The sequence below is a fragment of the Streptomyces formicae genome, assembly GCF_002556545.1.
GTDB lineage: Bacteria > Actinomycetota > Actinomycetes > Streptomycetales > Streptomycetaceae > Streptomyces > Streptomyces formicae_A.
Window position 1 is genome coordinate 1,334,965 of sequence record NZ_CP022685.1, and the last position, 25,299, is coordinate 1,360,263.

General features: G+C 71.6%; 27 protein-coding genes. 12 read left to right on the forward strand and 15 right to left on the reverse strand.

From position 1 onward, the window contains the following. Nucleotides 1-110 precede the first annotated feature (110 nt). The 4 genes from KY5_RS05385 to KY5_RS05400 form a co-directional block, all read right to left on the reverse strand. Nucleotides 111-884: an SDR family oxidoreductase gene (locus KY5_RS05385; protein ID WP_098241125.1), complete on the reverse strand. Its 774-nt coding sequence runs from the start codon at nucleotides 882-884 to the stop codon at nucleotides 111-113. Nucleotides 885-901: 17 nt separating this feature from the next. Continuing rightward, complete coding sequence (gene fabG / locus KY5_RS05390; protein WP_098241126.1) at nucleotides 902-1,663, reverse strand: 3-oxoacyl-ACP reductase FabG; 762 nt, start codon at nucleotides 1,661-1,663, stop codon at nucleotides 902-904. Nucleotides 1,664-1,833: 170 nt separating this feature from the next. Beyond that, nucleotides 1,834-2,232 carry a DUF3037 domain-containing protein gene (locus KY5_RS05395; RefSeq protein WP_098241127.1) on the reverse strand — a complete coding sequence of 133 codons (399 nt, stop codon included), beginning with the start codon at nucleotides 2,230-2,232 and terminating at the stop codon, nucleotides 1,834-1,836. Continuing rightward, nucleotides 2,229-3,020 (reverse strand): HipA family kinase, encoded by a 792-nt coding sequence (locus tag KY5_RS05400; RefSeq protein WP_098241128.1) that lies wholly within the window; start codon nucleotides 3,018-3,020, stop codon nucleotides 2,229-2,231. The genes KY5_RS05395 and KY5_RS05400 overlap by 4 nt, the downstream gene beginning before the upstream one ends. Before the next feature lie 64 nt (nucleotides 3,021-3,084). Here KY5_RS05400 and KY5_RS05405 point away from each other — a divergent pair, with 64 nt between their 5' ends. Continuing rightward, nucleotides 3,085-5,223 carry a S9 family peptidase gene (locus tag KY5_RS05405; RefSeq protein ID WP_098247071.1) on the forward strand — a complete coding sequence of 713 codons (2,139 nt, stop codon included), beginning with the start codon at nucleotides 3,085-3,087 and terminating at the stop codon, nucleotides 5,221-5,223. A gap of 32 nt (nucleotides 5,224-5,255) precedes the next feature. Further along, entirely contained in the window at nucleotides 5,256-5,744 is a 489-nt protein-coding gene (locus KY5_RS05410; RefSeq protein WP_098241129.1) for a Rieske (2Fe-2S) protein, read from the forward strand. A 40-nt stretch (nucleotides 5,745-5,784) separates the two neighbouring features. Here the strand turns inward: KY5_RS05410 and KY5_RS05415 are convergent, their stop codons facing one another. Then, a complete protein-coding gene (locus KY5_RS05415; protein ID WP_098241130.1) occupies nucleotides 5,785-6,420 on the reverse strand; it encodes a cysteine hydrolase in 636 nt (211 codons plus the stop codon). Between the two features lie 144 nt (nucleotides 6,421-6,564). Here KY5_RS05415 and KY5_RS05420 point away from each other — a divergent pair, with 144 nt between their 5' ends. Continuing rightward, nucleotides 6,565-7,032 carry a pyridoxamine 5'-phosphate oxidase family protein gene (locus KY5_RS05420; protein ID WP_098241131.1) on the forward strand — a complete coding sequence of 156 codons (468 nt, stop codon included), beginning with the start codon at nucleotides 6,565-6,567 and terminating at the stop codon, nucleotides 7,030-7,032. Nucleotides 7,033-7,149: 117 nt separating this feature from the next. Here the strand turns inward: KY5_RS05420 and KY5_RS05425 are convergent, their stop codons facing one another. Continuing rightward, a complete protein-coding gene (locus KY5_RS05425) occupies nucleotides 7,150-8,052 on the reverse strand; it encodes a LysR family transcriptional regulator (RefSeq protein WP_098241132.1) in 903 nt (300 codons plus the stop codon). A gap of 74 nt (nucleotides 8,053-8,126) precedes the next feature. Between KY5_RS05425 and KY5_RS05430 the strand changes: the two genes are divergently transcribed. Further along, a complete protein-coding gene (locus KY5_RS05430) occupies nucleotides 8,127-9,152 on the forward strand; it encodes a DMT family transporter (RefSeq protein ID WP_098241133.1) in 1,026 nt (341 codons plus the stop codon). Here KY5_RS05430 and KY5_RS05435 read toward each other — a convergent pair. Beyond that, the gene (locus KY5_RS05435; RefSeq protein WP_098241134.1) at nucleotides 9,143-10,474 is read right to left on the reverse strand and encodes an aminotransferase class I/II-fold pyridoxal phosphate-dependent enzyme; all 1,332 of its coding nucleotides are present in this window, start codon (nucleotides 10,472-10,474) and stop codon (nucleotides 9,143-9,145) included. The genes KY5_RS05430 and KY5_RS05435 overlap by 10 nt on opposite strands. A 127-nt stretch (nucleotides 10,475-10,601) precedes the next feature. Here KY5_RS05435 and KY5_RS05440 point away from each other — a divergent pair, with 127 nt between their 5' ends. Beyond that, entirely contained in the window at nucleotides 10,602-11,303 is a 702-nt protein-coding gene (locus tag KY5_RS05440) for a pyridoxamine 5'-phosphate oxidase family protein (RefSeq protein ID WP_098241135.1), read from the forward strand. Between the two features lie 101 nt (nucleotides 11,304-11,404). Here the strand turns inward: KY5_RS05440 and KY5_RS05445 are convergent, their stop codons facing one another. The 3 genes from KY5_RS05445 to KY5_RS05455 form a co-directional block, all read right to left on the reverse strand. After that, the gene (locus KY5_RS05445) at nucleotides 11,405-12,373 is read right to left on the reverse strand and encodes a DMT family transporter (RefSeq protein ID WP_098241136.1); all 969 of its coding nucleotides are present in this window, start codon (nucleotides 12,371-12,373) and stop codon (nucleotides 11,405-11,407) included. Nucleotides 12,374-12,525: 152 nt separating this feature from the next. Further along, nucleotides 12,526-13,545, reverse strand: a complete 1,020-nt coding sequence (locus KY5_RS05450) for an EamA family transporter (protein ID WP_098241137.1) — start codon at nucleotides 13,543-13,545, stop codon at nucleotides 12,526-12,528. A gap of 168 nt (nucleotides 13,546-13,713) precedes the next feature. Further along, complete coding sequence (locus KY5_RS05455) at nucleotides 13,714-14,265, reverse strand: Clp protease N-terminal domain-containing protein (RefSeq protein ID WP_098241138.1); 552 nt, start codon at nucleotides 14,263-14,265, stop codon at nucleotides 13,714-13,716. 195 nt (nucleotides 14,266-14,460) lie between these two features. On the opposite strand from KY5_RS05455, the gene KY5_RS42090 reads away from it, so the two are divergent. Then, nucleotides 14,461-14,649: a hypothetical protein gene (locus KY5_RS42090; protein ID WP_199842945.1), complete on the forward strand. Its 189-nt coding sequence runs from the start codon at nucleotides 14,461-14,463 to the stop codon at nucleotides 14,647-14,649. Nucleotides 14,650-14,661: 12 nt separating this feature from the next. Here KY5_RS42090 and KY5_RS05465 read toward each other — a convergent pair whose 3' ends face one another. Beyond that, the gene (locus tag KY5_RS05465; protein WP_098241140.1) at nucleotides 14,662-15,537 is read right to left on the reverse strand and encodes a putative protein N(5)-glutamine methyltransferase; all 876 of its coding nucleotides are present in this window, start codon (nucleotides 15,535-15,537) and stop codon (nucleotides 14,662-14,664) included. A gap of 280 nt (nucleotides 15,538-15,817) precedes the next feature. On the opposite strand from KY5_RS05465, the gene KY5_RS05470 reads away from it, so the two are divergent. Beyond that, nucleotides 15,818-16,246, forward strand: a complete 429-nt coding sequence (locus tag KY5_RS05470; protein ID WP_098241141.1) for an SRPBCC family protein — start codon at nucleotides 15,818-15,820, stop codon at nucleotides 16,244-16,246. 123 nt (nucleotides 16,247-16,369) lie between these two features. Here KY5_RS05470 and KY5_RS05475 read toward each other — a convergent pair whose 3' ends face one another. Then, complete coding sequence (locus KY5_RS05475) at nucleotides 16,370-16,999, reverse strand: PadR family transcriptional regulator (protein ID WP_098241142.1); 630 nt, start codon at nucleotides 16,997-16,999, stop codon at nucleotides 16,370-16,372. 146 nt (nucleotides 17,000-17,145) lie between these two features. Further along, entirely contained in the window at nucleotides 17,146-17,526 is a 381-nt protein-coding gene (locus KY5_RS05480) for a tautomerase family protein (RefSeq protein WP_098241143.1), read from the reverse strand. 64 nt (nucleotides 17,527-17,590) lie between these two features. Here KY5_RS05480 and KY5_RS05485 point away from each other — a divergent pair, with 64 nt between their 5' ends. From KY5_RS05485 to KY5_RS05495, 3 genes are all read left to right on the forward strand, one after another. Next, nucleotides 17,591-18,073 (forward strand): MarR family winged helix-turn-helix transcriptional regulator, encoded by a 483-nt coding sequence (locus KY5_RS05485; protein ID WP_098241144.1) that lies wholly within the window; start codon nucleotides 17,591-17,593, stop codon nucleotides 18,071-18,073. 156 nt (nucleotides 18,074-18,229) lie between these two features. Beyond that, nucleotides 18,230-18,703 carry a carboxymuconolactone decarboxylase family protein gene (locus KY5_RS05490; protein WP_098241145.1) on the forward strand — a complete coding sequence of 158 codons (474 nt, stop codon included), beginning with the start codon at nucleotides 18,230-18,232 and terminating at the stop codon, nucleotides 18,701-18,703. A gap of 194 nt (nucleotides 18,704-18,897) precedes the next feature. Continuing rightward, a complete protein-coding gene (locus KY5_RS05495) occupies nucleotides 18,898-19,746 on the forward strand; it encodes a PhzF family phenazine biosynthesis protein (RefSeq protein ID WP_098241146.1) in 849 nt (282 codons plus the stop codon). 50 nt (nucleotides 19,747-19,796) lie between these two features. Here KY5_RS05495 and KY5_RS05500 read toward each other — a convergent pair whose 3' ends face one another. Further along, the gene (locus KY5_RS05500; protein WP_098241147.1) at nucleotides 19,797-20,600 is read right to left on the reverse strand and encodes a CPBP family intramembrane glutamic endopeptidase; all 804 of its coding nucleotides are present in this window, start codon (nucleotides 20,598-20,600) and stop codon (nucleotides 19,797-19,799) included. A 167-nt stretch (nucleotides 20,601-20,767) separates the two neighbouring features. Between KY5_RS05500 and KY5_RS05505 the strand changes: the two genes are divergently transcribed. Beyond that, nucleotides 20,768-22,537 (forward strand): substrate-binding and VWA domain-containing protein, encoded by a 1,770-nt coding sequence (locus tag KY5_RS05505; protein ID WP_098241148.1) that lies wholly within the window; start codon nucleotides 20,768-20,770, stop codon nucleotides 22,535-22,537. A 5-nt stretch (nucleotides 22,538-22,542) separates the two neighbouring features. Here KY5_RS05505 and KY5_RS05510 read toward each other — a convergent pair whose 3' ends face one another. Then, complete coding sequence (locus tag KY5_RS05510) at nucleotides 22,543-24,063, reverse strand: glutamate--cysteine ligase (protein ID WP_098241149.1); 1,521 nt, start codon at nucleotides 24,061-24,063, stop codon at nucleotides 22,543-22,545. Between the two features lie 484 nt (nucleotides 24,064-24,547). Between KY5_RS05510 and KY5_RS05515 the strand changes: the two genes are divergently transcribed. Next, the gene (locus KY5_RS05515) at nucleotides 24,548-25,132 is read left to right on the forward strand and encodes a hypothetical protein (protein ID WP_098241150.1); all 585 of its coding nucleotides are present in this window, start codon (nucleotides 24,548-24,550) and stop codon (nucleotides 25,130-25,132) included. Nucleotides 25,133-25,299: the final 167 nt, after the last annotated feature.

A 25,299-nucleotide genomic window follows, 5' to 3' on the forward strand; every position in this document is an offset into this window, starting at 1 on the left:
TATCGCAGTGCCCCGTCGGGCCAACTCCGGGCGCCGACGGGGCACTTGATGCGTGTGTACGCGCGCGTACGTCGCTTTTGGCGGCGTACTCCCCCCTTGTGCGGCCTTCGTCAGCCGACGCCCGCATTGAGGAAGATGCCGCCATCGACCACGAGCGTCTGGCCCGTGATCCAGTCGGACTGCGCGGAGGTGAGGAACGCGGCGGCGCCGCCGATGTCCTCGGGCACGCCGAGCCTGCCGAGCGGGTAGGCGGCCGCCGCCTCCTCCTCGCGGCCCTCGTAGAGCGCCTGGGCGAACTTGGTCTTGACGACCGCGGGCGCGATGGAGTTCACGCGCACCTTCGGCGCGAACTCGTGCGCAAGCTGAAGGGTGAGGTTGACCATGGCGGCCTTGCTCATCCCGTACGCCCCGATGAAGGGCGAGGGGGAGACACCGGCGACGGAGGCGATGTTCACGATCGCGCCGCCGTGCTCGCTCTGCCAGGCCCGCCAGGTCTGCTGCGCGAAGCCGAGCGCGGAGATCACATTGGTCTCGAAGACCTTGCGCGCCACGTTGAGGTCCATGTCGGCCATCGGCCCGAACACGGGATTCGTACCGGCGTTGTTGACCAGGAAGTCGACCCGGCCGAACGCCTCCATGGCGCGCTCGACGGCGACCGCCTGGTGCGCCTCGTCGTGGGCCTTGCCCGCGACGCCGATGACCCGGTCGGAGCCGAGCCTCTCGACGGCCTCCTTCAGGGCGTCCTCGTTGCGTCCGGTGATGCAGACCCGGTCGCCGCGGGCGACCAGGGCCTCGGCGATGCCGTATCCGATGCCTCGGCTCGCACCCGTGACGAGCGCGGCCTTCCCGCTGTCCCGCACTGTCGTTCCGTCCTGCACTGCCATGATCTCTGCCTTCCAGGTCAGTTGAGCGGGCCACCGGCGACGTACATGACCTGGCCCGAGACGAAGCCCGCCGCGTCGCCCGTGAAGAAGGCGATGGCGTTGGCGATGTCCTCGGGGCGGCCGACGCGCTGCACCGGGATCTGGGTGGCGGCCGCGGCCTGGAACTCCTCGAAGTCCATGCCGACGCGGTCGGCGGTGGCCTTGGTCATCTCGGTGACGATGAAGCCGGGGGCCACCGAGTTGGCGGTGACGCCGAACTTGCCGAGCTCCTTGGCGAGGGTCTTGGTGAAGCCCTGCAGACCGGCCTTGGCGGCCGCGTAGTTGACCTGGCCGCGGTTGCCGAGCGCCGAGGACGAGGAGAGGTTGACGATCCGGCCGAACGTGGCGTCCACCATGTGCTTCTGGACGGCACGGGACATCAGGAACGCGCCGCGCAGGTGCACGTTCATGACCGTGTCCCAGTCGCCCGCGCTCATCTTGAAGAGGAGGTTGTCGCGGAGGACACCGGCGTTGTTGACGAGGATCGTCGGCGCGCCGAGTTCCTGGGCGATGCGGGCCACGGCGGCCTCGACCTGGGCCTCGTCGGACACGTCGCAGCCGACGGCGAGCGCCTTGCCACCGGCCGCGGTGATCTGCGCGACGGCGTCCTTGCAGGCGGCCTCGTCGAGGTCGATGACGGCCACGGCACGGCCCTCGGCGGCGAGCCGTACGGCGGTCGCCGCGCCGATGCCTCGTGCGCCTCCGGTCACGATCGCGACGCGCTGCTCAGTGCTGGACATGCTGGTTCTCCTCGCCCTTGGGGTGCGGCTCCACGGTACGCCCCGATGGTGAGCGACCGCTTAGTACCTTCAGCTGGACGAGACGCTAGAAGCCCTGGCACCGGGTGTCAACGGCTCACAGGAGGCTGTGGTGCACGCTGTGGTTCTTTCCCTGCCGCGCGGGTCGGGGCTCACCTGACGAGCAGGCCGAGGAGACGGTCCGCCTCGGCCTCGGGATCCGCCGTGAGACCGGTGTGCACGGGGCCCGGCTGGACCACCGTGGAGCGCGGCGCGATCAGCCAGCGGAAGCGGCGGCCCGCCTCGTCGCGCTCGGCCTGTCCTGCCGCCTCGCCGCCCTCGCAGATCCGCTCGACGGCGCCGAGGGCGGCCCGGATGCCGTCCGCGTCGGCCTCGGGGTCAAGGGCCCGCAGCTTGGCCTCGTCCAGGTGCGTACGGACGCCGACGTAGGACTTGGCGCGGCAGTACACCACCACGCCCGCGTTGAACTGCTCGCCGCGCTCGACCCTCGGCACCACGCGCACCAGCGCGTACTCGAAGACGTGGCGCTCGGGCGCGCTCTGCTCGGTCACTTCGTGGCGCCCTTCAGGTCGGTCCCCGGCAGGGTGATCCGCTCGTGGATGGTCTTGGCGCGCGGCAGCAGCGTCGCCGCGTAGGCGCGCCGCACGTCGTCCGGCGTCGCGAAGCCGGGCTCGTCCACCAGCCACGCGTCGGGCACCTGAGCGGTGACCTCGGCGAGCAGCTCCTCGGTGACCAGCGGCGCGAGGCGCTCGGCGGCGGCCGCCACGTCGGGCCGGAAGGGGGCGAGGACGTGGTCGGACGCGTCGTACGGCTTGGCGGCCGCGGTCTCGGCCGTGCGCCAGTTGTGGTGCCAGATCATGCTCGCGCCGTGGTCGATGAGCCACAGGTCGCCCTGCCAGCGGAGCAGGTTGGGGTTGCGCCAGGACCGGTCCACGTTGTTGATCAGGGCATCGAACCAGAGGACACGGCCCGCCTCCACCGGATCCACCGCGAAGGCGAGCGGGTCGAAGCCGAGCGCGCCCGAGAGGAACTCCATGCCGAGGTTGAGTCCGCCGCTGGCCTTGAGCAGCTCCTGCACCTGCTGGTCGGGCTCCCCGAGGCCGATCACCGGGTCGAGTTCGATCTGGACGAGCCGCGGCATCCGCAGCCCGAGCCTGCGCGCCAGCTCCCCGCAGACCACCTCGGCCACCAGCGTCTTGCGCCCCTGTCCCGCGCCGGTGAACTTCATGACGTACGTCGCGTACGCGCCCTGGTCGTCAGCGGTCTCGACGACCCCGGGCAGCGATCCGCCCTCCCGCAGGGGGGTGACGTACCGGACCGCGGTGACTTCGGTGAGCATGGGCTCAGATTACTGCCGGAGACACGCTGTTCGATCACCCGCCCCGCTGCCTACAGTGCCCGGCATGGACTCCCCCGACCTTCCTCGCCAGTTCGCCCGCACCCGGCGCTTCTCGCTCGGCGTCCCACGGGGATTCACGGTCTCCCCGGACGGCGAGCGGGTCCTTTTCGTACGCTCCACGGCGGGCGACGATCCCGTCGGCAGGCTGTGGGTGTTCGAGGACGGGGCCGAGCGATTGCTCGTGGATCCGCTGGCTCTCGGCGGCGCGGGGCCGGTGCCCGAGGCGGAGCGGGTACGCAGGGAGCGCGCGCGGGAAGCGTCACAAGGAGTGGTGGGCTTCGCGACCGACCTCCACGCGCGCGTGGCCGCCTTCGCGCTGGGCGGTGCCCTGTGGGTGGTGGAAACGGCGGGCGGCGCACCGCGCAGGATCCGCACGGCGGGTCCCGTGGTCGACCCGCGCCCCTCGCCCGACGGGACGCTCGTCTCGTACGTCACCGGGGGCGCGCTGCGAGTGGTCGGCATCGACGGGACGGGGGACCGGGCGCTCGCCGAACCGGAGCACGAGGAGATCACGTACGGCCTCGCCGACCACGTCGCGGCCGAGTCCATGGGCAGGCAGCGGGGATTCTGGTGGTCTCCGGGGAGCGACGCGCTGCTCGTCGCCCGCGTGGACACCTCCCCCGTACAGCGCTGGTGGCTGTCGGACCCCGCTCACCCCGAACGGCCGCCGCGCGCGATCCGGTACCCGGCGGCGGGCACCGCCAACGCCGAGACGTCGCTGCATGTGCTGCGTCTGGACGGGACGCGGACCGAGGTGCGTACTCCGGAGCGGGTGTCGGAGCACCACGACGACGGCGAGTGGACGGACGACGCCTTCGAATACGTCCCGACGGCGTGCTGGGACGCCCACGGTCCGTTGGTCACCGTGCAGACCCGCGACCAGCGCTCCCTGTACGTCCTGGAGGTCGATCCGGAGACCGGCCGGGCGCGCATGGTGTCGCACCAGCGGGACCGCGTCTGGCTGGAGCTGATGCCGGGCACACCGCTGCGCCTGGCCGGCGGCCGTCTCGTGCGGCCCTGGCGCCTCCCCGGGCACACGCGCGGGCTGCGGGTGGGCAACACCTCGACGCCGCCCGGCCTCCACGTCCGTGAGGTCCTCGGCGGCACGGGCGAGCGGGTGTGGTTCACCGGCTCGTACGAGTCCACGGAGGTCCACGTCTGGTCGCTCGACCTCGCGGACGACGCGGGCGATTCCGAAGTCCGTACCGGGACCCCGCGCCGGATCACGGAAGGGCCCGGCGTGCACACGGCCGCCGTCGGGGGCGACGCCGTGGTCCTGGACAGCAGGACACCCGAGGGGCAGAGCGTGACCGTGCTGCGCGGGGGCGAGCAGGCGGGGCGGATCGCGGTGCTCGCGGAGGAGCCGGTCGTGATGCCCCGCCCCCGGCATCTCGCCCTCGGGAAGAGGGAACTGCGCAGCACGCTGTACCTGCCGTCCTGGCACGCGCCAGGTTCCGCGAAGCTGCCCGTGCTGCTCTGCCCCTACGCGGGTCCAGGAATCCAACTCGTGGTCCACGCGCGCGGGTGGTGGACGATCGTGGCGCAGTGGTTCGCGGAGCAGGGCTACGCGGTGCTGATCACGGACGGACGCGGCACACCGGGGCGCGGCGAAGCCTGGGAGAAGGCGGTGCACGGCGACCAGTTGACTCCGGTGCTCGACGACCAGGTGGACGCGCTGCACGCCGCAGCCGAGCACTTCCCCGACGATCTCGACCTGGCGCGGGTCGGCATCCGCGGCTGGTCCTTCGGCGGGTTCCTCGCGGCGGGCGCGGTGCTGCACCGCCCCGACGTCTTCCACACGGCGGTGGCGGGCGCGGCCCCCACGGATCTGCGCCTGTACGACACGCACTGGAAGGAGCGCTACCTCGGGCACCCCGACATCCAGGCGGCCGCGTACGAGACGTGCTCACTGGTCGCGCACGCGCACCGCCTGGAGCGGCCGCTGATGCTGGTGCACGGCCTGTCCGACGACAATGTGCTGCCGGTCCACACGCTGCGCTTCTCCGCGGCGCTGCTGGCCGCAGGACGGCCGCACACCGTGCTGCCGCTGCCCGGGGCGAGCCATCTGGTGACCCGGGAGGACGTGGCGGCGAACCTGCTGCGACTCGAACTGGACTTCCTGGGAAAGACCTTGAACGTGTGAACAAAGCGGCACGTGGATGCGTACCCCTGGGCATGACGACTCACGACATGCCCACCTCCGGTCACGCCACGTCCCCCTCGGGACCGTGCCGCCGCACCGTCGTGGCCACGCTCGGCGCCGCGGGGCTCGCCGCCGCACTCACCGCGTGCGGCGGCGGTGACGCCGATGACTCCGCCGAGTCCACGGGGTCGACCGCGCCCGCGAAGGGCGGTGCCGAGAAGGGCGGTGCCGGTGGGGCCGTGCTCGCCGACACCTCGGACATACCCGTGGGCGGCGGCAAGATCTTCAAGGACGAGGGCGTGGTGGTCACCCAGCCCACCAAGGGCGAGTTCAAGGCGTTCTCGAATCGCTGCACGCACAAAGGGTGCCCGGTGACGAGCGTCGAGGGCGGCACCATCAACTGCCCCTGCCACGGCAGCAAGTTCAGCATCGCCGACGGCAGTGTGAAGCACCCGCCGGCGCCGAGTCCGTTGCCGCCCGCGGACATCTCGGTGGACGGCAAATCGATCAAGCTGGCCTGACCCGCGTGCGCGTAGCCTGACCCGCCTGCGCGTACGGGGCTCAGCGCGGCCGCTTCCACGCGTCGAGCACGTCCTCCGTGGTGGTGACGGTGGCGACCAGGGCGAGGGTGTTGCGGACCATCACCGGCGTGTAGTCGGCGGGCACTCCCGCGATGGCGTCGGCGGGCACGACGGCGCTGTAGCCCAGGTTCACCGCGTCGAACACGGCGTTCGGGACGGCGACGTTGGCCGAGACTCCGGTGACGATGAGCGTGCGGCAGCCCAGGTTGCGCAGCAGCGGGTCGACGTCGGTGCCCGCGAGGGGCGAAAGCCCGTGCAGTCGGCGTACGACGAAGTCCTCGTCCGCCACCTCGATCGGCGGGACGATCCGGACGGCCTTCGTGCCGGAGAGCTGCTGCACGGGAAGGCGCGCGGCCGCGCGGAAGAGCCGGGCGTTGTGGCTGGCGCCGCGCCCGTCGGGCCGCCGCTCGGCGACGGCGTGCAGCACCTGTACGCCGCTCCGGTGCGCCCCGGCCACCAGCCGCGCGACGTTGCCGAGCGCCCCCGACGTCCGTGCCTGCTCGGCGAGTTCCGGCAGCGCGCTCTCCGTGCCCACGACGCCCTGCTGGCACTCGACGGTCAACAGGGCCGTGGTGGCCGGGTCGAGGAGTTCCCTGAGCTGTTCGTACGACGGCATGGCTTCCCCTGTCGCGGATCGCGGACGTCCGGGACATCCGGCGCCCGGAATCCGCGGAGGCTAACGGCCATTGCGCCACGAAGGAAGAGCCCGCATGATTCCCTGACGCACAGTCAGATGCCACTCGGTACGGGAGGACGACGCATGGCTGTCACACAGCGCAGGGGCCGCCGCATCATGATGACGCCGGACGAGCTCGACGAATTCCTCACCACGGAGCGCACCTGCCGGGTGGCGACGGTGTCCCCCGACGGCGCGCCGCACGTCAGCACGCTCTGGTTCGTCTGGGACGGCACGTCCCTGTGGCTGTACTCGGTCACCCGCAGCAAGCGCTGGTCCGATCTCCGCCACGACCAGCGGATCGCCGTGGTGGTCGACACGGGGGTGGCGTACGAGGAGCTGCGCGGCGTCGAGCTCTCGGGCACGGTGGAGTTCGTCGGCGAGTCACCGCGCGGCGGCGAGCCGTGCCCCGAACTCGACGCCCCTGAGCGGCTGTTCGCCCAGCGGGTGTTCGGCCTCGACGCGATGCCGCACGACGGCCGCCACGCCTGGATCCGCCTGACACCGGACGCGATCGCTTCCTGGGACTTCAGAAAACTGGCGGACCTGTAGCGGGGCACGCCCCGCAAGGGGCGCGGGGAACTGCGCGCCCATCCACAAAGCCCCCGCAGCCACCCGACAACACAACGCGGCACACCCAGACACGCAAACCCGCCCCACCCCGAAGGACTACCGAAGCCCCGCCCCCGCCCCCCGCAGCGCCTCCACCGCCGCCCTGATCGACGGGCGGCGGTCGGCGTCCGCGCGCCACACCACGTACACATGACGCCGCACCCGATGGCGCACCGGGACCGTCCGCACGCCCGCGGGCATCGGGTCGCGCCCCAACTGCGGCGCCACGCACACCCCGAGCCCCGCCGCGACCAGCGCGAGCTGGGTGTGGTGCTCCTCCGCGCGGTGCGCGATCCGGGGCTCCATGCCCTTGCCCCGCAGCGTGAACATGAGCCACTCGTGACAGAACTCGCCCTCTCCCCAGGTGATCCACTCGTCGTTCGCGAACTCCTCCAGGTCCACCTCCGCGCGGTCCGCGAGCGGGTGCGCCGCGGGCATCGCGACATCGGCGGGATCGTCCAGGAGCGGGGCCTTGACGAGGCCGTCCGGGATCGGCATCGGCTTGTTGTACCAGTCGAGGACGACGGCGAGATCGATGTCGCCGCGCACCACGGCGGCGACCGCGGGCAGCGGCTCCATCTCGTGACAGCCGACGCGCAGCCCTGGGTGGTCGGCGCGCAGGGCGGACAGCGTGGCGGGCATCAGGCCGCGCATGGCCGTCGGGAAGGCCGACATGCGCAGCTCGCCGACCGCCTTGCCGCGCTGCTCCTCCAGATCGGCCTGGGCCAGCTCGACCTGCGAGAGGATCCGCGCGGCATGCTCGGCGAGCAGGCGCCCGGCGTCGGTCAGGCGCACTCCCCTGCCGTTCTTGGCGAGGAGCTGCTGCCCCACCTCGCGCTCCAGCTTGGTCATCTGCTGGGAGACCGCCGACGTCGTGACGTGCAGGCCCGCGGCGGCTCCGCTCACCGAGCCGTGCCGGGCCAGGGCGTCGAGGGTGCGCAGCCGCTCCAGGTTCAACATGTAAGCGATGCTACGCGATACCGGGCATGAAATCTCGCTTGTGCTACGAAATCGTGGGACGCATCGTGTGACGCATGAGCACCGTCACCCCGCCGCCGCCCCGACCGATCGCCCCGGCTTCCCCGACTCCCCCGACGCCCTCGACCCTCGCAGCGACCGGCCATGAGGCCACCGACACCGCCACCGCGACGCCAGGGCGCCGCACGCTCGACTGGCGCATCCGCTTCGGCGTCCTGTCGCTGATCTGGGGCTTCAGCTTCCTGCTCATCAAGGTCGGCACGCAGGGGTACGCGCCCTTCCAAGTGACGCTGGGGCGGCTGGCGTTCGGCACGATCGTGATCGCCGCGGTGCTCGTCGCGAAGCGGCAACGGCTGCCCCGCGGCGCGCGGACCTGGGGACATCTGACCGTCGCCGCGTTCCTGCTCAATGCCCTGCCGTTCTCGCTCTTCGCGTACGCGGAGCTGACGATTCCGTCCACCCTCGCGGGCATCTGCAACGCCACGTCACCGCTCTGGGGCATGGCCCTCTCCCTGGTCGCACTCTCCGAAGACCGGCCCACGCGGCGCCGGGTGGCGGGGCTCGGCATCGGCTTCTTCGGGGTCCTCACCGTGCTCGGCGCCTGGCAGGGCTTCAGCGGACTCGATCCTCGCGGCACGGCGATGGCGCTCCTCGCCTCGCTCAGCTACCCGATCGGCTGGATCTACGTGCGCCGCACCCTGGCGAGGTCGGGGCACTCGACCCTCTCCTTGTCCGGCGCCCAGCTGCTCGTCGCGACGGTCGAACTGGCCGTGGTGACGCCGCTGTTCACCTCGATGCCGACGCACTTCCCCGTCGTCCCGCTGCTGGCGATCGTGGCACTCGGCGCCATCGGCACGGGGCTCGCCTTCCTGCTCCAGTACGCCCTGGTCGCCGAGATCGGCCCGACCACCGCCCAGATGGTCACGTACTTCATCCCGGTCATCGCGACCGCCGCGGGCGTCGCCGTGCTCGGCGAGTCCCTGAGCTGGTCGACGCCGGTGGGCGCGGTGATCGTCCTGGCGGGCGCGGCGCTCACCCAGTCCCGGCCGCGCCGCGCGCCGACCGCGCCCGCTCAGTCGTAACGCCGCGCAGGAGCGGGCCCCGTGGCGGCGGCGACGGCCTCCGCGACCACCGGAACGTCCTCGTCGGCGAGCGCCGCCACGGTGATCCGCACACCGGGCGGCGCACTCAGCCGGAAGCGCGCCCCCGGGGCGACCGCCCATCCGGAGTGCAGCAGTCGGGCCACCGCCCCGGTCTCGTCCGGCACCGGGATCCACACGTTCATGCCGCTGCGCCCGTACGCAGGGACACCCCGCTCGGCGAGCGCCGCGATCAGCGCGTCCCTGCGCCGCCCGTACGAGGCGGCCACCGCGCGCGCGTCCACCGCGCCACTGGTCCACAGCCGCACCACGGCGCGCTGCTGGATCAGGCTGACCCAGCCCGGCCCGAGCCGCTGGCGCCCCTGGAGCCGGTCGACCGTGACCCGGTCCCCGGTGAGGACCGCGAGCCGCAGGTCGGGCCCGTACGCCTTGGCGGTGGAGCGGACCAGGGCCCACCCGCGGGTGACGCCCGCCAGTGGATGCAGCGGCAGGTCGACGATGCCGTGGCCGTGGTCGTCCTCGATGAGCAGCACGTCCTTGTGCGCGGCGAACACCTCACGCAGGGCACGCGCGCGTGCGGCGCCGATCGCGGCCCCCGTGGGGTTCTGGGCGCGGTCCGTCACGATCGCCGCGCGGGCGCCGCCCGCAAGGGCTCGTTCCACGTCGACGGGGAGCGGCCCCTCGTCGTCCACGCCGACCGGGACCGCGCGAAGGCCGAGTGCCGACACGAGGTCGAGCAGACTGCCCCAGCCCGGATCCTCCACGGCCACCGCGTCGCCGGGCTTGAGATGGGCGGCGAGCACCCGCTCGATGGCGTCGAGCGATCCGGAGGTGACGGCGACGGGCCCGTCGGGGACACCGTCGGCGTCGAAGGCCACGCGCGCGTGACGGGCGAGGTCCGCGTCCACCGCGTCCTCTCCGTAGAGGACGGGTTCCTTGTCGCCCTGCGCCGCGGCCGCCGCGAACACGTCGGCGAGGGCGGGCAACAGCCGGGGGTCGGGGTTGCCCTGGGAGACGTTGCGCACGCCGGGCGGCGCGTCCACCCGGATCGCCTCACGGGCGGTCGTGGCGGGCTTGGGGCGGACGCGGCTGCCGCGCCGCCCCGATGTCTCGATCACCCCCCGTTCGCGCAGGGTGCGATAGGCGGCCGCCACGGTATTGGGATTGACCCCAAGGCGCTCCGCCAACTCCCGCATGGGAGGCAGCAGTTGCCCCGGTTCGAGGCCGCCGTCACCCACGGCCGTCTCCACGCTGGCGGCGATTTCGGCTGCGCGTCGCCCTCTGATCGGATACTCTCCTAGCACAAACCACATTATGCACTAGTGCAATCGAAGTGCCAAGTCGACGCACTGGAGCAGCGCACCACAGCGACCACGCACCACGGCGAACACGCGGCACAGCACGCGGAGCAAGCAGCATCAGGGAGAGGCCATGCAGACGACGCAGACCACCACGGACACCACTTCGCAGGGCAGCGCCGCCTACGCACCGACCGACCGCACCGTCCCCACCCGCTCGAAGGAACGCGCTTCGTACGACAAGGAGTCGGTCCACCGGATACTCGACGAGGCCTACGTGTGCCACCTCGGCTTCGTACGCGACGGGGCGCCCGTCGTCCTGCCGACGCTCTACGGACGCGTGGGCGACCGCCTCTATGTGCACGGTTCGACGGGATCGCGACCGCTGCGCATGGCGGGCGACGGGAAGGACCAGGCGGACCCGGGCCTCCAGGTCTGCCTGACGGTGACGCACGTCGACGGCCTGGTGCTGGCCCGCTCCGCCTTCCACCACTCGATCAACTACCGCTCCGTAGTGGTGCACGGAACCGCCCACCAGGTCACGGACCCCGAGGAGAAGCGGGCCGCGCTCGACGCGCTGGTCGACCACGTGGTGCCGGGCCGCACCGCCGACTCGCGCCCCGCCAACGCCAAGGAGCTCGCGGCGACCGCCGTGCTCCGGCTCGACCTCGACGAGGTCTCGGCCAAGGCGCGCACCGGCGGCCCCAACGACGAGCCGGAGGACATGGACCTTTCGCACTGGGCCGGTGTCGTCCCGTTGCGCAAGGGCTACGACGCCCTGATCCCCGCCGCCGACCTCGCCCCCGGCATCGAGGTGCCGGACTACCTGGCCTGACGGTGCTCCCGGTTCCAGGGGCACGTTCTCCGTAAGAAGAGAACGTGCCCCCGGAACCGCCCGCCACGCGCGCGTGCCCTGCGCGTGCCCCGCCGTGTCGACTACGCCGGTGCCACGACCCGCCGCGCGGCCACGGCCCCTCGCGCCTCCGCGACGGCGAGTCCCGTCACCGCGGCCAGCATCAGCACGGTGCCCGCCACGGTCGCCACCGTCAGTTCCTCGCCGAGCAGTACGACCGCGATGACCGCGGCGCTCACCGGTTCGAGGAGCATGATCACGGAGACGGTCGCGGAGCGCACGACGGCCGCACCCGCGAAGTACAGGGCGTACGCGACCGCTGTCGGGACGGCCGCGATGTACAGCAAGTAGACGCCCACGCGCGCCGGTTCCGCGGTGTGCGGCACGAGCCCCTCGGCCGCGGCGAGCGGCAGCAGGCAGAGCGAGACGACGGCGAACGCCCAGACCGTGGTGTCGGACGAGTCGGCGCCGCCGTCCCGCCCCCACCACCGGGTGACCAGCGTCATCGCCGCGTAGGCGGCCCCGGAGACGAGCCCCCACACCACGCCGACGGGCCGCACGGCCGCGTCACCTCCGCCGAGCACGAGCACCACCAGACCGGCGAGGGCGCCCACGACGGCGACCACTCCGCCGCCTCCGAGCCGCTCCCCCATGGCGAATCGGGCACCGAGCGCGATGAGCACGGGCCCCGATCCCATGGTGACGACGGTGCCGACCGCGAGGCCGGTCTCCTGCACGGCCGCGAAGTAGGCGGTCTGGAACACCGTGAGGGCCACGCCCGTCACGGCGATCCGCCGGATCCTGCGACCCAACGGCTCACCGGCGGCCGCTTTGTACGTCCTGGTCCGGCGCGAGCGCACCGTACGCGCGGCGAGCAGCAGCAGGAAGCCGCCCGCACAGCGCCAGAAGGAGAGGCTCACCGGCCCCATGTCGCTGTCCTGGAAGACCAGCGACGCGGCGGCACCTGCGGTGCCCCAGGCGATTCCGGCGACGATCAGAGAGAGGAGGCCACGCCCGACGGGCAGGCCGGGAGTGGCAATGGCGTTCGACACGAGAAGTTCTCCGCAGAAGAGATGGGCTCTGGGCTCCGTCTGCGGGCAGCACCGTTCCGCCCGGCCACCGGCCTGGGCGTGATCCTCGAGGTGCCCCGCGCTACGCGGCGGGAGGCGGAAGAACGAGCGCTCGTGCGTGCATGAGTCGCACCCTAGGAGGCGTTGCCACTGCGCGACAACTCCGTTTCGGGTGCCGGAACTCCGCCTGTCTCCGAAGAGTGCGAGCTGCTCGCGAGCTCCATGGACTCCGCGGATCGCACGGGCTTCGGCGGCGCGGAGACCTGGGCGATGAACGCTCCCACCAGCACGACCGCGCCCCCGACGATCTGCGGCGCGGACAGGTGTTCCCCGAGCACGATCCAGGCCAGGGCGGTCGCCACGACGGCTTCGAGGCAGGCCACCACGCCCGCGACCTGGGGCGAGAGCCTGCGCACCGACAGCACCCCGGTGACGTAGGCGACGACCGTCGCGACGAGCACGATCCAGCCGAGCAGCAGCCAGGCGGGGACGGTCGTGCCGTTCAGGTCGGCGTGCCCCGTGAGCACCGACCAGTCCATGCCCCACGGGCGCGCGACGACGGTCAGCACTGCGGTGCCGACGAGCAGTCCGTACGCGATGACACCCAGCGGATCGGGGGCGTCGTCACCCGCGTCGCTGCCCTGGTCGGAGAGGATGAAGTAGCCGACCTGACAGCAGGCCGCGCCGAGCGCGAGCAGCAGCCCCACGACGTCGAAGCTCAGCCCGGACCACACCTCCACGACGCAGGCGAGCCCGCCGACCGCGAGCACCACGCCGAGGGCGGCCGCGCGGGTCACGGGCCGCCGCTGCACGAAGCGCACCCAGCCGAGGACGAGCGCCGGGGCGAGGTATTCGATGAGCAGCGCGACACCGACGGGAATGCGCGAGAGAGCGGCGAAGTAGCAGGCCTGGACGCCCGCGACGGCGAGGAGGCCGAACCCGGCGAGCAGCGCGGGCCTGCTCCGCAGGAGACCGCGGTGGCGCCAGGCCACGGGCAGCATCACCAGGGCGGCGCCCGCCACCCGCAACCACACCACGTGGAGCGGGTCGAGACCCGCTTCGATCAGCGGCTTCGCCGCGACGCCGGAGCCACCGAAGGCGATCGCCGCCACCAGGGCGAGCCCCAGTCCGACGCCTCTCCCCCGGTTCTCCACTGTCCCCTGATTCCCCTGAGCCGCTTGCACCGGCACATCATGGCAGGAGGCGTCATGAGCGTCACCCCTGATGGCGCCTGTCTCAATCGGCGGACGCGCACGCCTGTGCCGGGACGGGCACCGCTCGTGGAGTGCGGGGAAGGCTCGTGGAGTGCAGGGAAGGGCGGGTCAGGAGCCCGTGCCGTACTCCTCGGCGTACTCCTGGCATCCGGCCTCGACCCGGGCCAGCAGGCGCGGCACGTCGACCCCCGCCCGTCCGAGGACCTCGACCGCACGGCACTCAGGGTCGGCGGCGAGACCCGCGAGCAGGTCGATGCCGAGGGCGCGCGGGTCGCCGCGCAGTTCGGCGCGGTCCAGGGCCATCTCCATCGCGGTGGCGGCGGCGGGCGACCAGCCCGCCTCCTTCACCGCCGTGACCATCGGCACCGCGCCGGAGTCCTCGACGGTGCCCTGCCACTGGAGGCCGTAGCCGATGCTGCGCTGCACAAGATAGCCGAGGAGCCGCACGACCTGTCCGCCGTCCTCGAAGACGGCGCGGACCGCCGGGTCGGATTCGAGCAGGGAATGCAGGAGGTGCGCGGTGTCGATCTGCCGGTCCCCGTCACGCACCGCGCGCCGGCGCGCGCCGGCCACCACCGACGTCAGCTCAGCACTGAGCCGGGAGTCGAGTTCTGCGCGGGGGGAGCCGGGCTCGGCGCCCGGCGGGGTACGGCTTTGCACTCTCCCACCACATCAACCCCCACGGGCATATGCATCGGCGGCGGGGAGCATCTTCGCGTCCGACACAAGTTGGGCACTCCTCCGTCGGTTGTCCTCCTTACGGATGAGATCCACCCGATCTTCATCCAGGGGCGCGCGCCGCCTTGCCTCACGCCCGGCGGGCAACCATCGCGCGGTGGCACTCGTCCCATAAGCATGGAGAGCAGGTCCTGGATGGTCGCCCTGCCGGCGATCGACGGCAGGCAGTACGTCTACCGGGTGTACGCACCCGAGGACGCACTGCCCGCCGACCTGTTCTGGGAAGCCTGGCACTGCCATGACGAGGGCCCGTTCCCGAGGGCGTCGGACCTCTTCGACGCTGCGGAGATACGACGGGTCGGCTGAGGCCCCGCCTCGCTAGGGCCGGGTGCCGACGACCACTGTCGCGTACAACTCCTCGTCCTCGACCACCCGCGCCACGAGCCCCGCGCGCTCGACGGCCCCGCGCGCCGCCGCGACCTGGCCCTCGCTCGTCTCGAACAGCAGATGGCCACCGGGCGCCAGCCACTCGGCCGCCTCCGCCGTCACCCTGCGCAGCACGTCGAGGCCGTCCCTGCCGCCGTCGAGCGCCACCCGCGCCTCGTGCACGCGCGCCTCGGCGGGCAGCAGGCCGACCTCTTCGGTGGGGACGTACGGGACGTTGGCCAGCAGGATGCCGACGCGGCCGCGGAGCGCGGCGGGCAACGGGTCGTAGAGGTCGCCCTCGTAGACCGTGCCCCCGGCGGCCGCGACGTTGCGGCGTGCGCAGCGCACCGCCGCGGGGTCGATGTCGGCGGCGTGCAGCTCGACGGGGCCGAGGGCGGCGGCGAGCGCGGCGCCGAGCGCGCCGGATCCGCAGCATAGATCGACGACGACGGGTCTGGGGCCGGTCCCGGCTCCCGTCCCGTCTCCGTCTCCGGCGAGCGCGATGGCCCGCTCGACGAGGAACTCGGTGCGGCGGCGCGGGACGAAGACCCCGGGGTCCACCGCGATCCGCAGTCCGCGGAACCCGGCCCAGCCAAGGACGTGTTCGAGGGGCAGTCCGCTCGCCCTGCGCTCCACCATGGCGGACAGTTCGGCCGGGGTGCGCGCCGCGGAGAGGAGCAATTCCGCCTCGTCCTCGGCGAAGACGCACCCGGCGGCACGCAACGCGGCGACGACGGCGGGGGACGACACGGACGGAGAAGCGGACGGAGAAGGGGACGAAGACGAACGAGAAACGGCCGAAGCCGGAGAAGACTCTGATACCGACATGCGAAGAAAACCTTCCGGGATCCCGATGGGGCTCCCTCGGTCACCTATGCCGGGTGAACCGCGCGGTCGCGAAAGGAGAGCACCCGACCAACTACTGCGGTAATGGGTCTCACCTCCCAGAGCCGTGGCCCGCGTCCGTCGCGGGGCAAGGGAACACTACCCCACCCCCGCACCGAATAGATCTGACGGTTCATCAGTATTGAATGTTCCAGGCCCTGCCGCTACGTTCCGCGACACCGTAGCTGCGGCCGTCGCAGCACCCGACGGGAAGAGGTGCCGCATGGCCGAAGTCAGCGCGGAAGCACGGATCGACGCCCCCGCCGAGAAGGTCTGGGCCCAACTCACCGACTTCTCCTCGTACGGCGAGTGGAACTCCACGCACACCAGCTTCCCCCAGGGCGGCCCGACCACCTTGGAAGTGGGCGGCACCTTCGCCGAGAACATGAAGCTGATGGGCTTCCCCGCCGAGGTGAACTGGACCATCGAAGAGCTGGAGACCGCTCGCACCCTGGGCATCAGGGGCAAGGGCCCGATGGGCGTCAACGTCGGCACCCGCTACACGCTCTCCCCCGAAGGAACGGCCACACTGGTCCGCATCGAAGGCGAGTTCACCGGCGCCGCCGTCTCCCTCATGGCGGGCAAGCTCAAGGACTCGGCGACCGCCGCGCTCGACGAGTCGCTGCGCAAACTGCGGGGCCTGGTCACCTGACGCGCAGCACGACGACGCACGGCACGACGAGGCACAGTACGACGACGCGCCGTACGACGAAGCGCCCCACACCATGCGTGCGGGGCGCCTCATCTGCGGTGGGGGCCGTCGGCCCCGACCACCTCAGTCCTCATCGGCGAGGATCAGGTACAGCTTCTTGCGGGCGTCGTTGATGACCGTGAGCGCCTTCTCGCGCTGCTCCTTGCTGCCGGTCTTCCAGACCTGGCCGAACGCCTCCATCAGACCGAAACCGGCCTGCCGGATCTCGTTCAGCGTGTCCCAGTCGACTCCGCGTCCGGCTTCCTCCCAGGGCGCGTCGGGGCCCTCTTCGGCCGCCTCGGTCCCGGCCTCGGTGAGCGAGAAGAGCTTCTTGCCGCCCTCGCTCGCGCTGCTGATGAGGCCCTCGTCCTCCAGGAGCTGGAGGGTCGGGTAGACGGAACCGGGGCTGGGCTTCCACGCCCCGCCGCTGCGCTCGGCGATCTCCTGGATCATTTCGTAGCCGTGCATGGGGCGGTCCTTCAGAAGCGCCAGGATCGACGCGCGTACGTCGCCGCGCCTCGCCCTGCCGCGCGGGCCGCCGCGACCGCCTCGACCGCCGCCGCCCCAAGGACCACCGGGGCCCCCGAAGCCGGGGCCGAACGGGCCGAACGCCCCGCGCCGCCCTTCGAATCCTTCTCGGCCGAAACCTTCGCGGCCCTGGGGGCCGCCGCGGCGGCCACGTCCGTGCTCGTGTTCAAAACCGTGGGAACGCATAGCGATCACTCCTTGATTCTCTGCTGGGTCCACCGTGATCCACTCACGGTGGAAGTTCGATCTTTGATCAGTCGCGAACCTGTCGCGATGTCTCAACGATATATCGGAAGAGTTCGACTGACAACCCCCCGCAGAGACGGAAGGGCTCACACGGCGAGGGCGCCACCCACGAAGGTGCGCTCCTGCGGTGACGCGACGAGTTCGACCATGGTCCCGGCGCGGAGGTCATCCCCGACGACGCGCGTGATCGCGTCGGTGAGCGCGGCGCCGAGCCGCGCGGTGATCCGGGCGGCGTCAGGGCGGTCGAAGACTCCGGCGCGGACCCCCAGGACCACCGAGACATTCGTGTCCACGGCCTTGCCGCCCTGCGCGAAACGGCCTGCGGGGACTCCGGCCAGGCGGACGCTCACGAGATCGCGAGCCCATTCGCCATAGACGCTGACGACGGCGTCGGTCAGCGCGGCGATGAGCGCGGGCTCATTCCCGGCCAGCCTGTCCTCTGCGAGGTGGGCGGTCAGATGCGGCATAGTAGACCTCGTTCCCTTTGTAGTTAAAGCCTTTGTTTTCAAAGGTATCTGGAAGAGGTCGTTGATGTCCACGGAACCGGACGGCCCAGCCGTCGACGAAGCCGTCCGTACGCTGCTGTTGCTCATGCCACGGCTCGTCGGCCGCGCCAAGCGCCTGCCCATCCCTCCGGCGCTCCAGGGCCTCGACCTGGCGCCGCGGCATCTCGCGCTGCTGGCCCACCTGGAGTACGACGGCCCCACCAGCGTCAACGACCTGGCCGCCCGGCTTGAGGTGGCTCCGACGACCGTCAGCCTCATGGTCAGCGAGCTGTCACGGCCGGGCGTCCTGCAACGCACCGCCGACCCCACCGACCGCCGCCGCCGCATCGTCGCCATCGCCCCGGCCTACGCCGCGCCCATCGGCGAATGGCTTTCCGGCAGCGCCTCCGCCTGGGAAGGCGTCATGCGCGGTCTCGACCCCGCGGAACGCGCCACGGTCATCTCCGCCCTGCACGCCTACGAAGCCGCCTTGGAGCAGGCGGGCGACCAGCACCATCGGAACGCTTAGCCGCTCCGGCGAAACACTCGGCCGCGTGAGCGAACCGGGACTGGCGCACCGCACGAGACGCACGCCACATCCGGCCATGTCACAACTGACCGCGCCCGCTCCGTCTATCAGGCGTACGCACCGAGAACCGCACGGCCGATACCCCAGGAGCGCAGCATGGAAGCCCGTCTGAACCCCCTCGCCAGCCCGCACATGGCCAAGGCCCTCAAGCACATCATCGCGGCCCACGGCGCACTCACGGAGTCGACGCTGCCCGGCGCCACACAGGAGCTGGTGAAGATCCGCGCCAGCCAGATCAACGGCTGCGCGGGCTGCATCGACATGCACACCAAGGAGGCCGCGCACGCCGGGGAGACCGCGCTGCGCCTCAACCTCGTCGCCGTCTGGCGCGAGGCCACCGTGTTCACCGAGGCCGAGCGCGCCGCCCTGGAACTGGCGGAGCAGGGCACCCGCATCGCGGACGCGGCCGGTGGCGTGACCGACGAGGCGTGGGCGAACGCCGCCAAGCACTACGACGAGGACGAACTCACCGCCCTGGTCGGCATCATCGCCTTGATCAACGCCTTCAACCGCATGAACGTCATGACCCAGCAGCCCGCGGGCGACTACAAGGTGGGCCAGCACGGATAGGCAAGGGGAAGGGAGCGGACGACACCCACGCCCTGGGCGCCGAGGAGCGGTGCCCAGGGCGTCGCCGTATCCCTCGCCCGCTCCCGGGCAGAGAGGGACGGCCGCTCCCAGACAAGAAGGAAGCCCCCAGAAACAAGTCCACTAACCCTGAATTGGCCTTGGCCGCCGCCCCATTGGCCTCCTACCGTCGACACATGCCGACAAACTCGCACCGCATCCGCATCGTCGACGCCTTCACCGACCGCCCCTTCGCGGGCAATCCGGCCGGAGTGCTTCTCCTCGACGCCTTCCCCGACGACGCCTGGCTGCAGCACGTGGCCAAGGAGGTCAACCACGCGGAGACCGCCTTCGCCCACCGCCTCCCCGAGGGCGGCGACGCCGACTGGGCGCTGCGCTGGTTCACGCCCGCCACCGAAGTGGACATGTGCGGCCATGCCACTTTGGCCACGGCCCACGTCCTGCACACCACGGGTGCCGCCCGTGCCGCCGGCGCGGACACCGGCCCCGGCCCGATCCGCTTCGCCACCCGCAGCGGCATCCTCACCGCGACCGCCCACGAGGACGGCTCCCTCACCCTCGACTTCCCGACCGCGGCCCTCGTGGCGACCGACGCGCCCGACGGCGTCGCGGAAGCGCTCGGCGCGGAGCCGCTCTCCGTGTACGACACCGGCCGCCTCATCGGCGACCTCCTCGTCGAGGTCGCCGACGAGAAGACGGTCCGCGCTCTCACCCCCGACCACAAGGCGCTCGTCCACCACTCCGAGCGCGGCGTCATCGCCACGGCCAGGACCGAAGACCCCTCGCGCGGCTACGACTTCGTCTCCCGCTGCTTCTTCCCGCGCGTCGGCATCGACGAGGACCCGGTGACGGGCAGCGCCCACACGGCCCTCGCCCCGTTCTGGTCAGAGCGCCTCGGCCGCACGGACCTGACGGGCCTGCAGGCCTCGCCCCGCACCGGCCTGGTCCGAACCCGGCTGCGCGGCGACCGCACCCTGCTGACCGGCCACGCGGTCACGGTCATCGAGGGCGATCTCCTCGCCTGAACGTGCCCTACGGAGCACCTGACACCGACGTACGCAGAACCGGGCGCTGCCTACGAAGGCGTAGGCAGCCACCCCACCTTCCCCGCGAGCAGCCCGTACCCGACGAACGCCCCGATGTCGAGCAGGGAGTGCGCGACCACCAGCGGCCCGACCCGCCCCCACCTGCGGTAGAGCAGCGCGAAGACCACGCCCATCGCCACGTTCCCGAGGAACCCGCCGATGCCCTGATACAGGTGGTACGAGCCGCGCAACACGGAACTGCCCACCAGGGCGGCCATCGGCGTCCACCCCAACTGCCCCAGCCTGCGCAGCAGGTAGCCGACCACGATGACCTCTTCGAGGACCGCGTTCTGCACCGCGGAGAGCACCAGGACGGGGTACTTCCACCACACGTCGGGCAGCGCCTCGGGCACCACCGTGAGGTTGAAGCCGAGGCCGCGCGCCGCCAGGTAGAAGGCGATCCCGATGCTGCCGATCACCGCGGCGATCGCGGTGCCGCGCCCCAGGTCCGGCCACGGCCGCGTCCTGTCGAACCCGATCGCCCGGAAGCCGCTCCCCTCGCGCAGCAGGAAGTGCGCGACGAGCGCGACCGGCACCAACGCACTGGTGATACCGAACAATTGCCACGCGAGATCGAGCCACGGGCGACCCGGCGCCGCCGAGGCGTTCATGGTGGCCGCCTGGTCCTTGAGACCGCCCGGTTTGGTGACCGATCCGACAAAGCTGATCAGCGCGGACACGCCGCTCGCGCCGAGTGAGAGCGCCAGGACGAGCAGCGTCTCGTCCCGGAGGGTCCGTCGCGAGGGCCCACCCGTGGGAAAAGAACCGGCCATCGGCCCCGGCTCCGCTTGCACTTACGCCTCCAGTTGAGTAATCCCGCCTCATCCCCATCCTCGTCCCGCTAGGGTCTCGAAAGAAGTTACGAAGATCGTGCGCGACAGGCCGAGGGGGATGGACGCCGATTTCGGGCGTACCGCCCCCTCTTTCCTTGCTTCATCGTTCAAGGAGGGGCACCACCGCCATGGGACGTCACAGCTTGCCCGATGAGGACGGGACGGGTGCGCCCGGCCCCCGACCGCGCGCTCGCGGCCGCACGGTCGCCATCGCCACGGCCCTCGTTCTCGTGGTGGCAGGCGGCACGGCGGTGGCGGCGCGCAGCGGCCTGCTCTCCTTCGGCGGCTCCTGCGACGACGACGCGGTCCGGCTGGACGTGGTCGCCGCGCCCGATGTGACCCCCGCCCTACGCGAGGCCGCCGACGAAGTGCGCGAGAACGAGATCACCTCCGACGGGCACTGCATCGACGTGCGGGTCAGCGCCCGCGACTCGTTCGAGGTCGCCGAGGAACTCCGGTCGGGCAAGGGCGATCCGGCGTACGACGTGTGGGTGCCCGACTCCGACGTGTGGGTGCAGCGCGTCGGGCTCGGCACCAAGCAGACCAAGGTCTCCCCCGCGGGCAACATCGCCTCCTCGCCCATCGGCGTCGGCATGGTGCCGACCGCCGCCGAATCCCTTGGGTGGCCCAAGAAGACGTACGCCTGGCCGGAGTTGACCGCCGCGGCCATGAAGAGCGACGAGCTGCGCCTGGGCGCCGCCGACCCCGCGCGCAGCGCGACCGGGCTCCTCGCCCTCTCCAAGATCGGCGCGTCGGCGAAGAAGCAGGGCGGCAAAGAGGGCGACACCCAGGCCGCCGCGCTGGCCAAGGCGCTCTCCACCCGCACCACCGACAGCGAGGGCAAGCTCCTCGACACCCTGGCCCGCGACGGCTCGGGGACCGGGAAGGGCAACCGCAATCAGGCGCTGATCGTCTCCGAACAGGCCGCGTTCGCGCACAACGCGTCGGCGGGCGAGGAGAACAGCCTCGACCTCTTCTATCCCAAGGACGGCTCGCCCCGCCTCGACTACCCCTACGCGCTGGTCGACGACGCCGGGATGTCCACGGACCTCAGCCGCGCCGCCCTGCGCTTCATGACCCTGTTCAGCGACGAGGACGGGGAACGGATCCTGGCCAAGCACGGCTTCAGGACCGATCCCGACCAGCCGTCGGACGAGCTGGTCACGGGCGCCGGCGGCCGCACCCCGCAGCCCTACGCCGACGAGGCGAGCGAGCCGCCGTCGGACAAGGAGATCCAGGAGACCCTGGGCATGTGGACGATCACGGTCCAGAGCGCACGGCTCAACACCGTCGTCGACGCGTCGGAGTCCATGAACCAGCTGGTGCCGGGGCGCGACCAGTCCCGTATGGAGGTCACCAAGTCCTCGCTGCTCCAGGCGCTCGCGGGCTTCACGGACGAGGACCAGATCGGTCTCTGGGAGTTCGCCACACGCCTGGACGGCAAGCGCGACTACCGCAAGCTGCAGCCCACCGAGCGGCTCGGCGACCGCGAGGGCGGCACCACCCACCGCGACAGGCTCTCGAACGCGTTCAGCGGCCTGCAGCCCGTCCCCGGCGGTGCCACCGGCCTGTACGACACCACGCTCGCCGCCTACAAGGACGCGCAGGCGGGCTACGCGCGCGGCAAGTTCAACGCCCTGGTGATCCTCACCGACGGCGCCAACCAGGACCCCGGCAGCATCTCCCGCGGCTCCCTCATCTCCCAGCTCGACGAGCTCTCCGACCCCGAGCGGCCGGTGCCGATCATCGCGATCGCCGTCGGCCCCGACGCGGACAAGGAGGAGGTCCAGCAAATCGCCGAGGCCAGCGGCGGCTCGGGCCACCAGGTCGACGACCCGGCGCAGATCCACGCGGTGATCCTCAAGGCCATCATGGAGGCGGGCAGCAAGCAGGGCTGAGGGGGTCAGCCGAGCGGTACGGCCGGTTCCCGGAAGCCCACGGGCCAGGTGTGCACGGGCTCGCCCGCGTGCATCAGTTCGCTGTAGCGCCGGGTGGTCGCGGCGAGCGCGGACTCCCTGTCGAGGCCGCGCTCCAGCGCCCGGTGGTACGTCGCCGTCTGCCAGGACGCCCCGTTCACACGGCGCCTGCACCGCTCCTCGATCATCCCGAGGTAGAGGTCGCGGTCGGCGGGCTCGACGCCCCACGCGTCCAGGCCCGCGGCGGCCAGCGGCAGCAGTTCGTCGCGTACGAGCTGCACGGCGGGCACTTCGGCGACGCCCCCGAGCCTGCCGCGGCGCGGCCACCGCAGCCGCGCCTCGATGCCGTGGCGGCACGCCGCGTCGAAGTTCTGCTCGGCGGCCTCGAACGGCAGCCGGGACCACACGGGCCGCGTCTCCTCGGCGAGGGCCCGCACGAGCCCGTAGTAGAAGGCGGCGTTGGCGATGACGTCGGGCACGGTGGGGCCCGCGGGCAGCACGCGGTTCTCCACGCGCAGGTGCGGGACGCCGTCGGCTATGCCGTACACCGGGCGGTTCCAGCGGTACACCGTGCCGTTGTGCAGGACGAGTTCACCGAGCTGCGGCACCCCGCCCGCGTCGATGACGCCCAGCGGGTCCTCCTGTTCCATCAGGGGCAGCAGCGCGGGGAAGTAGCGCAGGTTCTCCTCGAAGAGGTCGTAAGGACCGGTGATCCAGCGCTCCCCGAACCAGGTGCGCGGCCGCACCCCCTGGGCCCGCAGCTCGGGCGGGCGCGTGTCGGTGGACTGCAGGAACAGCGGCGGCCGCGACTCGCGCCACAGCTCGCGGCCGAACAGGAACGGCGCGTTGGCGCCGACGGCCACCTGCGCGGCGGCGACCGCCTGCGCCGCGTTCCACACGTCGGCGAACCGGCCCGGGGTGACCTGGAGGTGCAACTGCACGGACGTGCAGGCCGCTTCGGGCGCTATCGACGAGGACGTGCACGTGAGCCGCTCGACGCCCTCGATGTCGAGCGCGAAGTGCTCGCCGCGCGCCGCCACGATCTGATCGTTGAGCAGGGCGTAGCGGTCGACGTCGGAGAGGTTCGCGGAGACCAGGTCGGCACGGCCGAGCGTCGGCAGAATGCCGATCATCACGATGCCCGCGTTCAGTTCGTTCGCTTTCCTGTGGGCATAGTTGAGTCCGGTGCGAAGCTCCTCCGCGAGCTGATCGAGAACGCGCCCTCCCATACGGTGCGGGGCGATATTCACTTCCAGATTGAACATTCCGAGTTCCGTCTGGAAATCCCGACTCGCGATGCGCTCGAGAACCTGTGCGTTCAACATTCTCGGCAGCCCGTCGGGCCCTGCCAGATTCAGCTCGATCTCCATGCCCATCAGATTCTTGGGCCGGTCGAACCGCTGCTCCGCCAGAAGCCGCTCGAGTCCCTTCAGGCACGCCAGGAGCTTCTCCCTGTACACATGCCGATCGGACAGGTCGAACGTGCCCGCCACGACCTTCTCCCCCATCGAAGCGTCCCTCCCTCGGATGGGCAGCCAAGGATCCGGCCGCTGTGTACGGGGGATGATGCCCAGTCGATGTGATCCATAACGCCCCACGGAGGACCACTGACCGCTACGCTGGACGGAGTTGCCGTACGGCACATTCACCAGGCATGCGGCATCGTGAAGATTCGCTTCCGGAGCACCTGGTCAAATATACCGGCGAAATTCAGCCGACCGCACGGACGTGATATAGCGAGGCCAGGGAAGCGGGCCCCACGCGATATCGGGAGAAATACCGCACAAGGACGGCTCATTGCCGCCTTGCCGGGAATATCTGCCACGTCTAGATGAAACACCGTCCGAACACGTCTCGTATAAACTCCGCTCCGAGACAGAGAGTTGGCGCTCGCGGTCCACTGCCCCCGCCCCTCTGGCCCAGAGCTGACAGCGCCGTCCGCATCTGTCCCCCCGCTCCACCGTGCCTGTCGTATGAGAGAGGCGACCCACCATGCCGCTGCATGTTCCCCCTGCCCCCGCGCCCGCCCTGCGCAGCGTCCTCGCGGCACTCGGTTCCCCCACAGCCGTACGCGAGGCCCGCACCCCCTCGCTGCGCGCGGCCAAGACCCCGGCGAGCCCCGAGCTCCCCCTGCCCGTCCACGTGCTCGACCGCATCACGCCGGAAGGCACCTCGCCCACCCGGCTGGCCGGCTGGCGCTTCCTGATCCGCTGCGGCGACCGCGCGGTGGCCGCCGCCGACACGATGCTGACCCCGGACGGCTGGGCCTTCTCGCACTTCTTCGAGGGCCCCTACATCGCCGCCACCGAGCGCGCCCTGCGGCACGCGGAGGCCATGCCGATGCCCTGCCAGCCGCGGCTGCTCTCGGTGCCCGAGCTCTACATGCTCACCCTCTGGCTGCACCGCGACTGCACGGACGACGGCGCGGATGGCACACTGGCCGCCACCGACCTGCTGGTCCCCCTCGCACCCGCCCCGCCCGGCATCGCGGCCCACCGCCCGCACCGCGTCGCCGAACTCCTGCCGGTCCTCACCCACCGCCTGGCACCGGCACCGCTGCTCGGCTCGCCCGCCTGACCGACACGCCCGAGCCCGCTCGGGACCGACCCGCCGCACGTGCCCCGCCGCCACCGGCCGCGGGGCACCGCGCTGCCCACCCAAGTGGACTAGCCCGGCCGGGCCACCCCGAACCACCCGAAGAGACAGGGGAGTTGGGCTGAACCGTCCGGCCGGGTGATACGTCC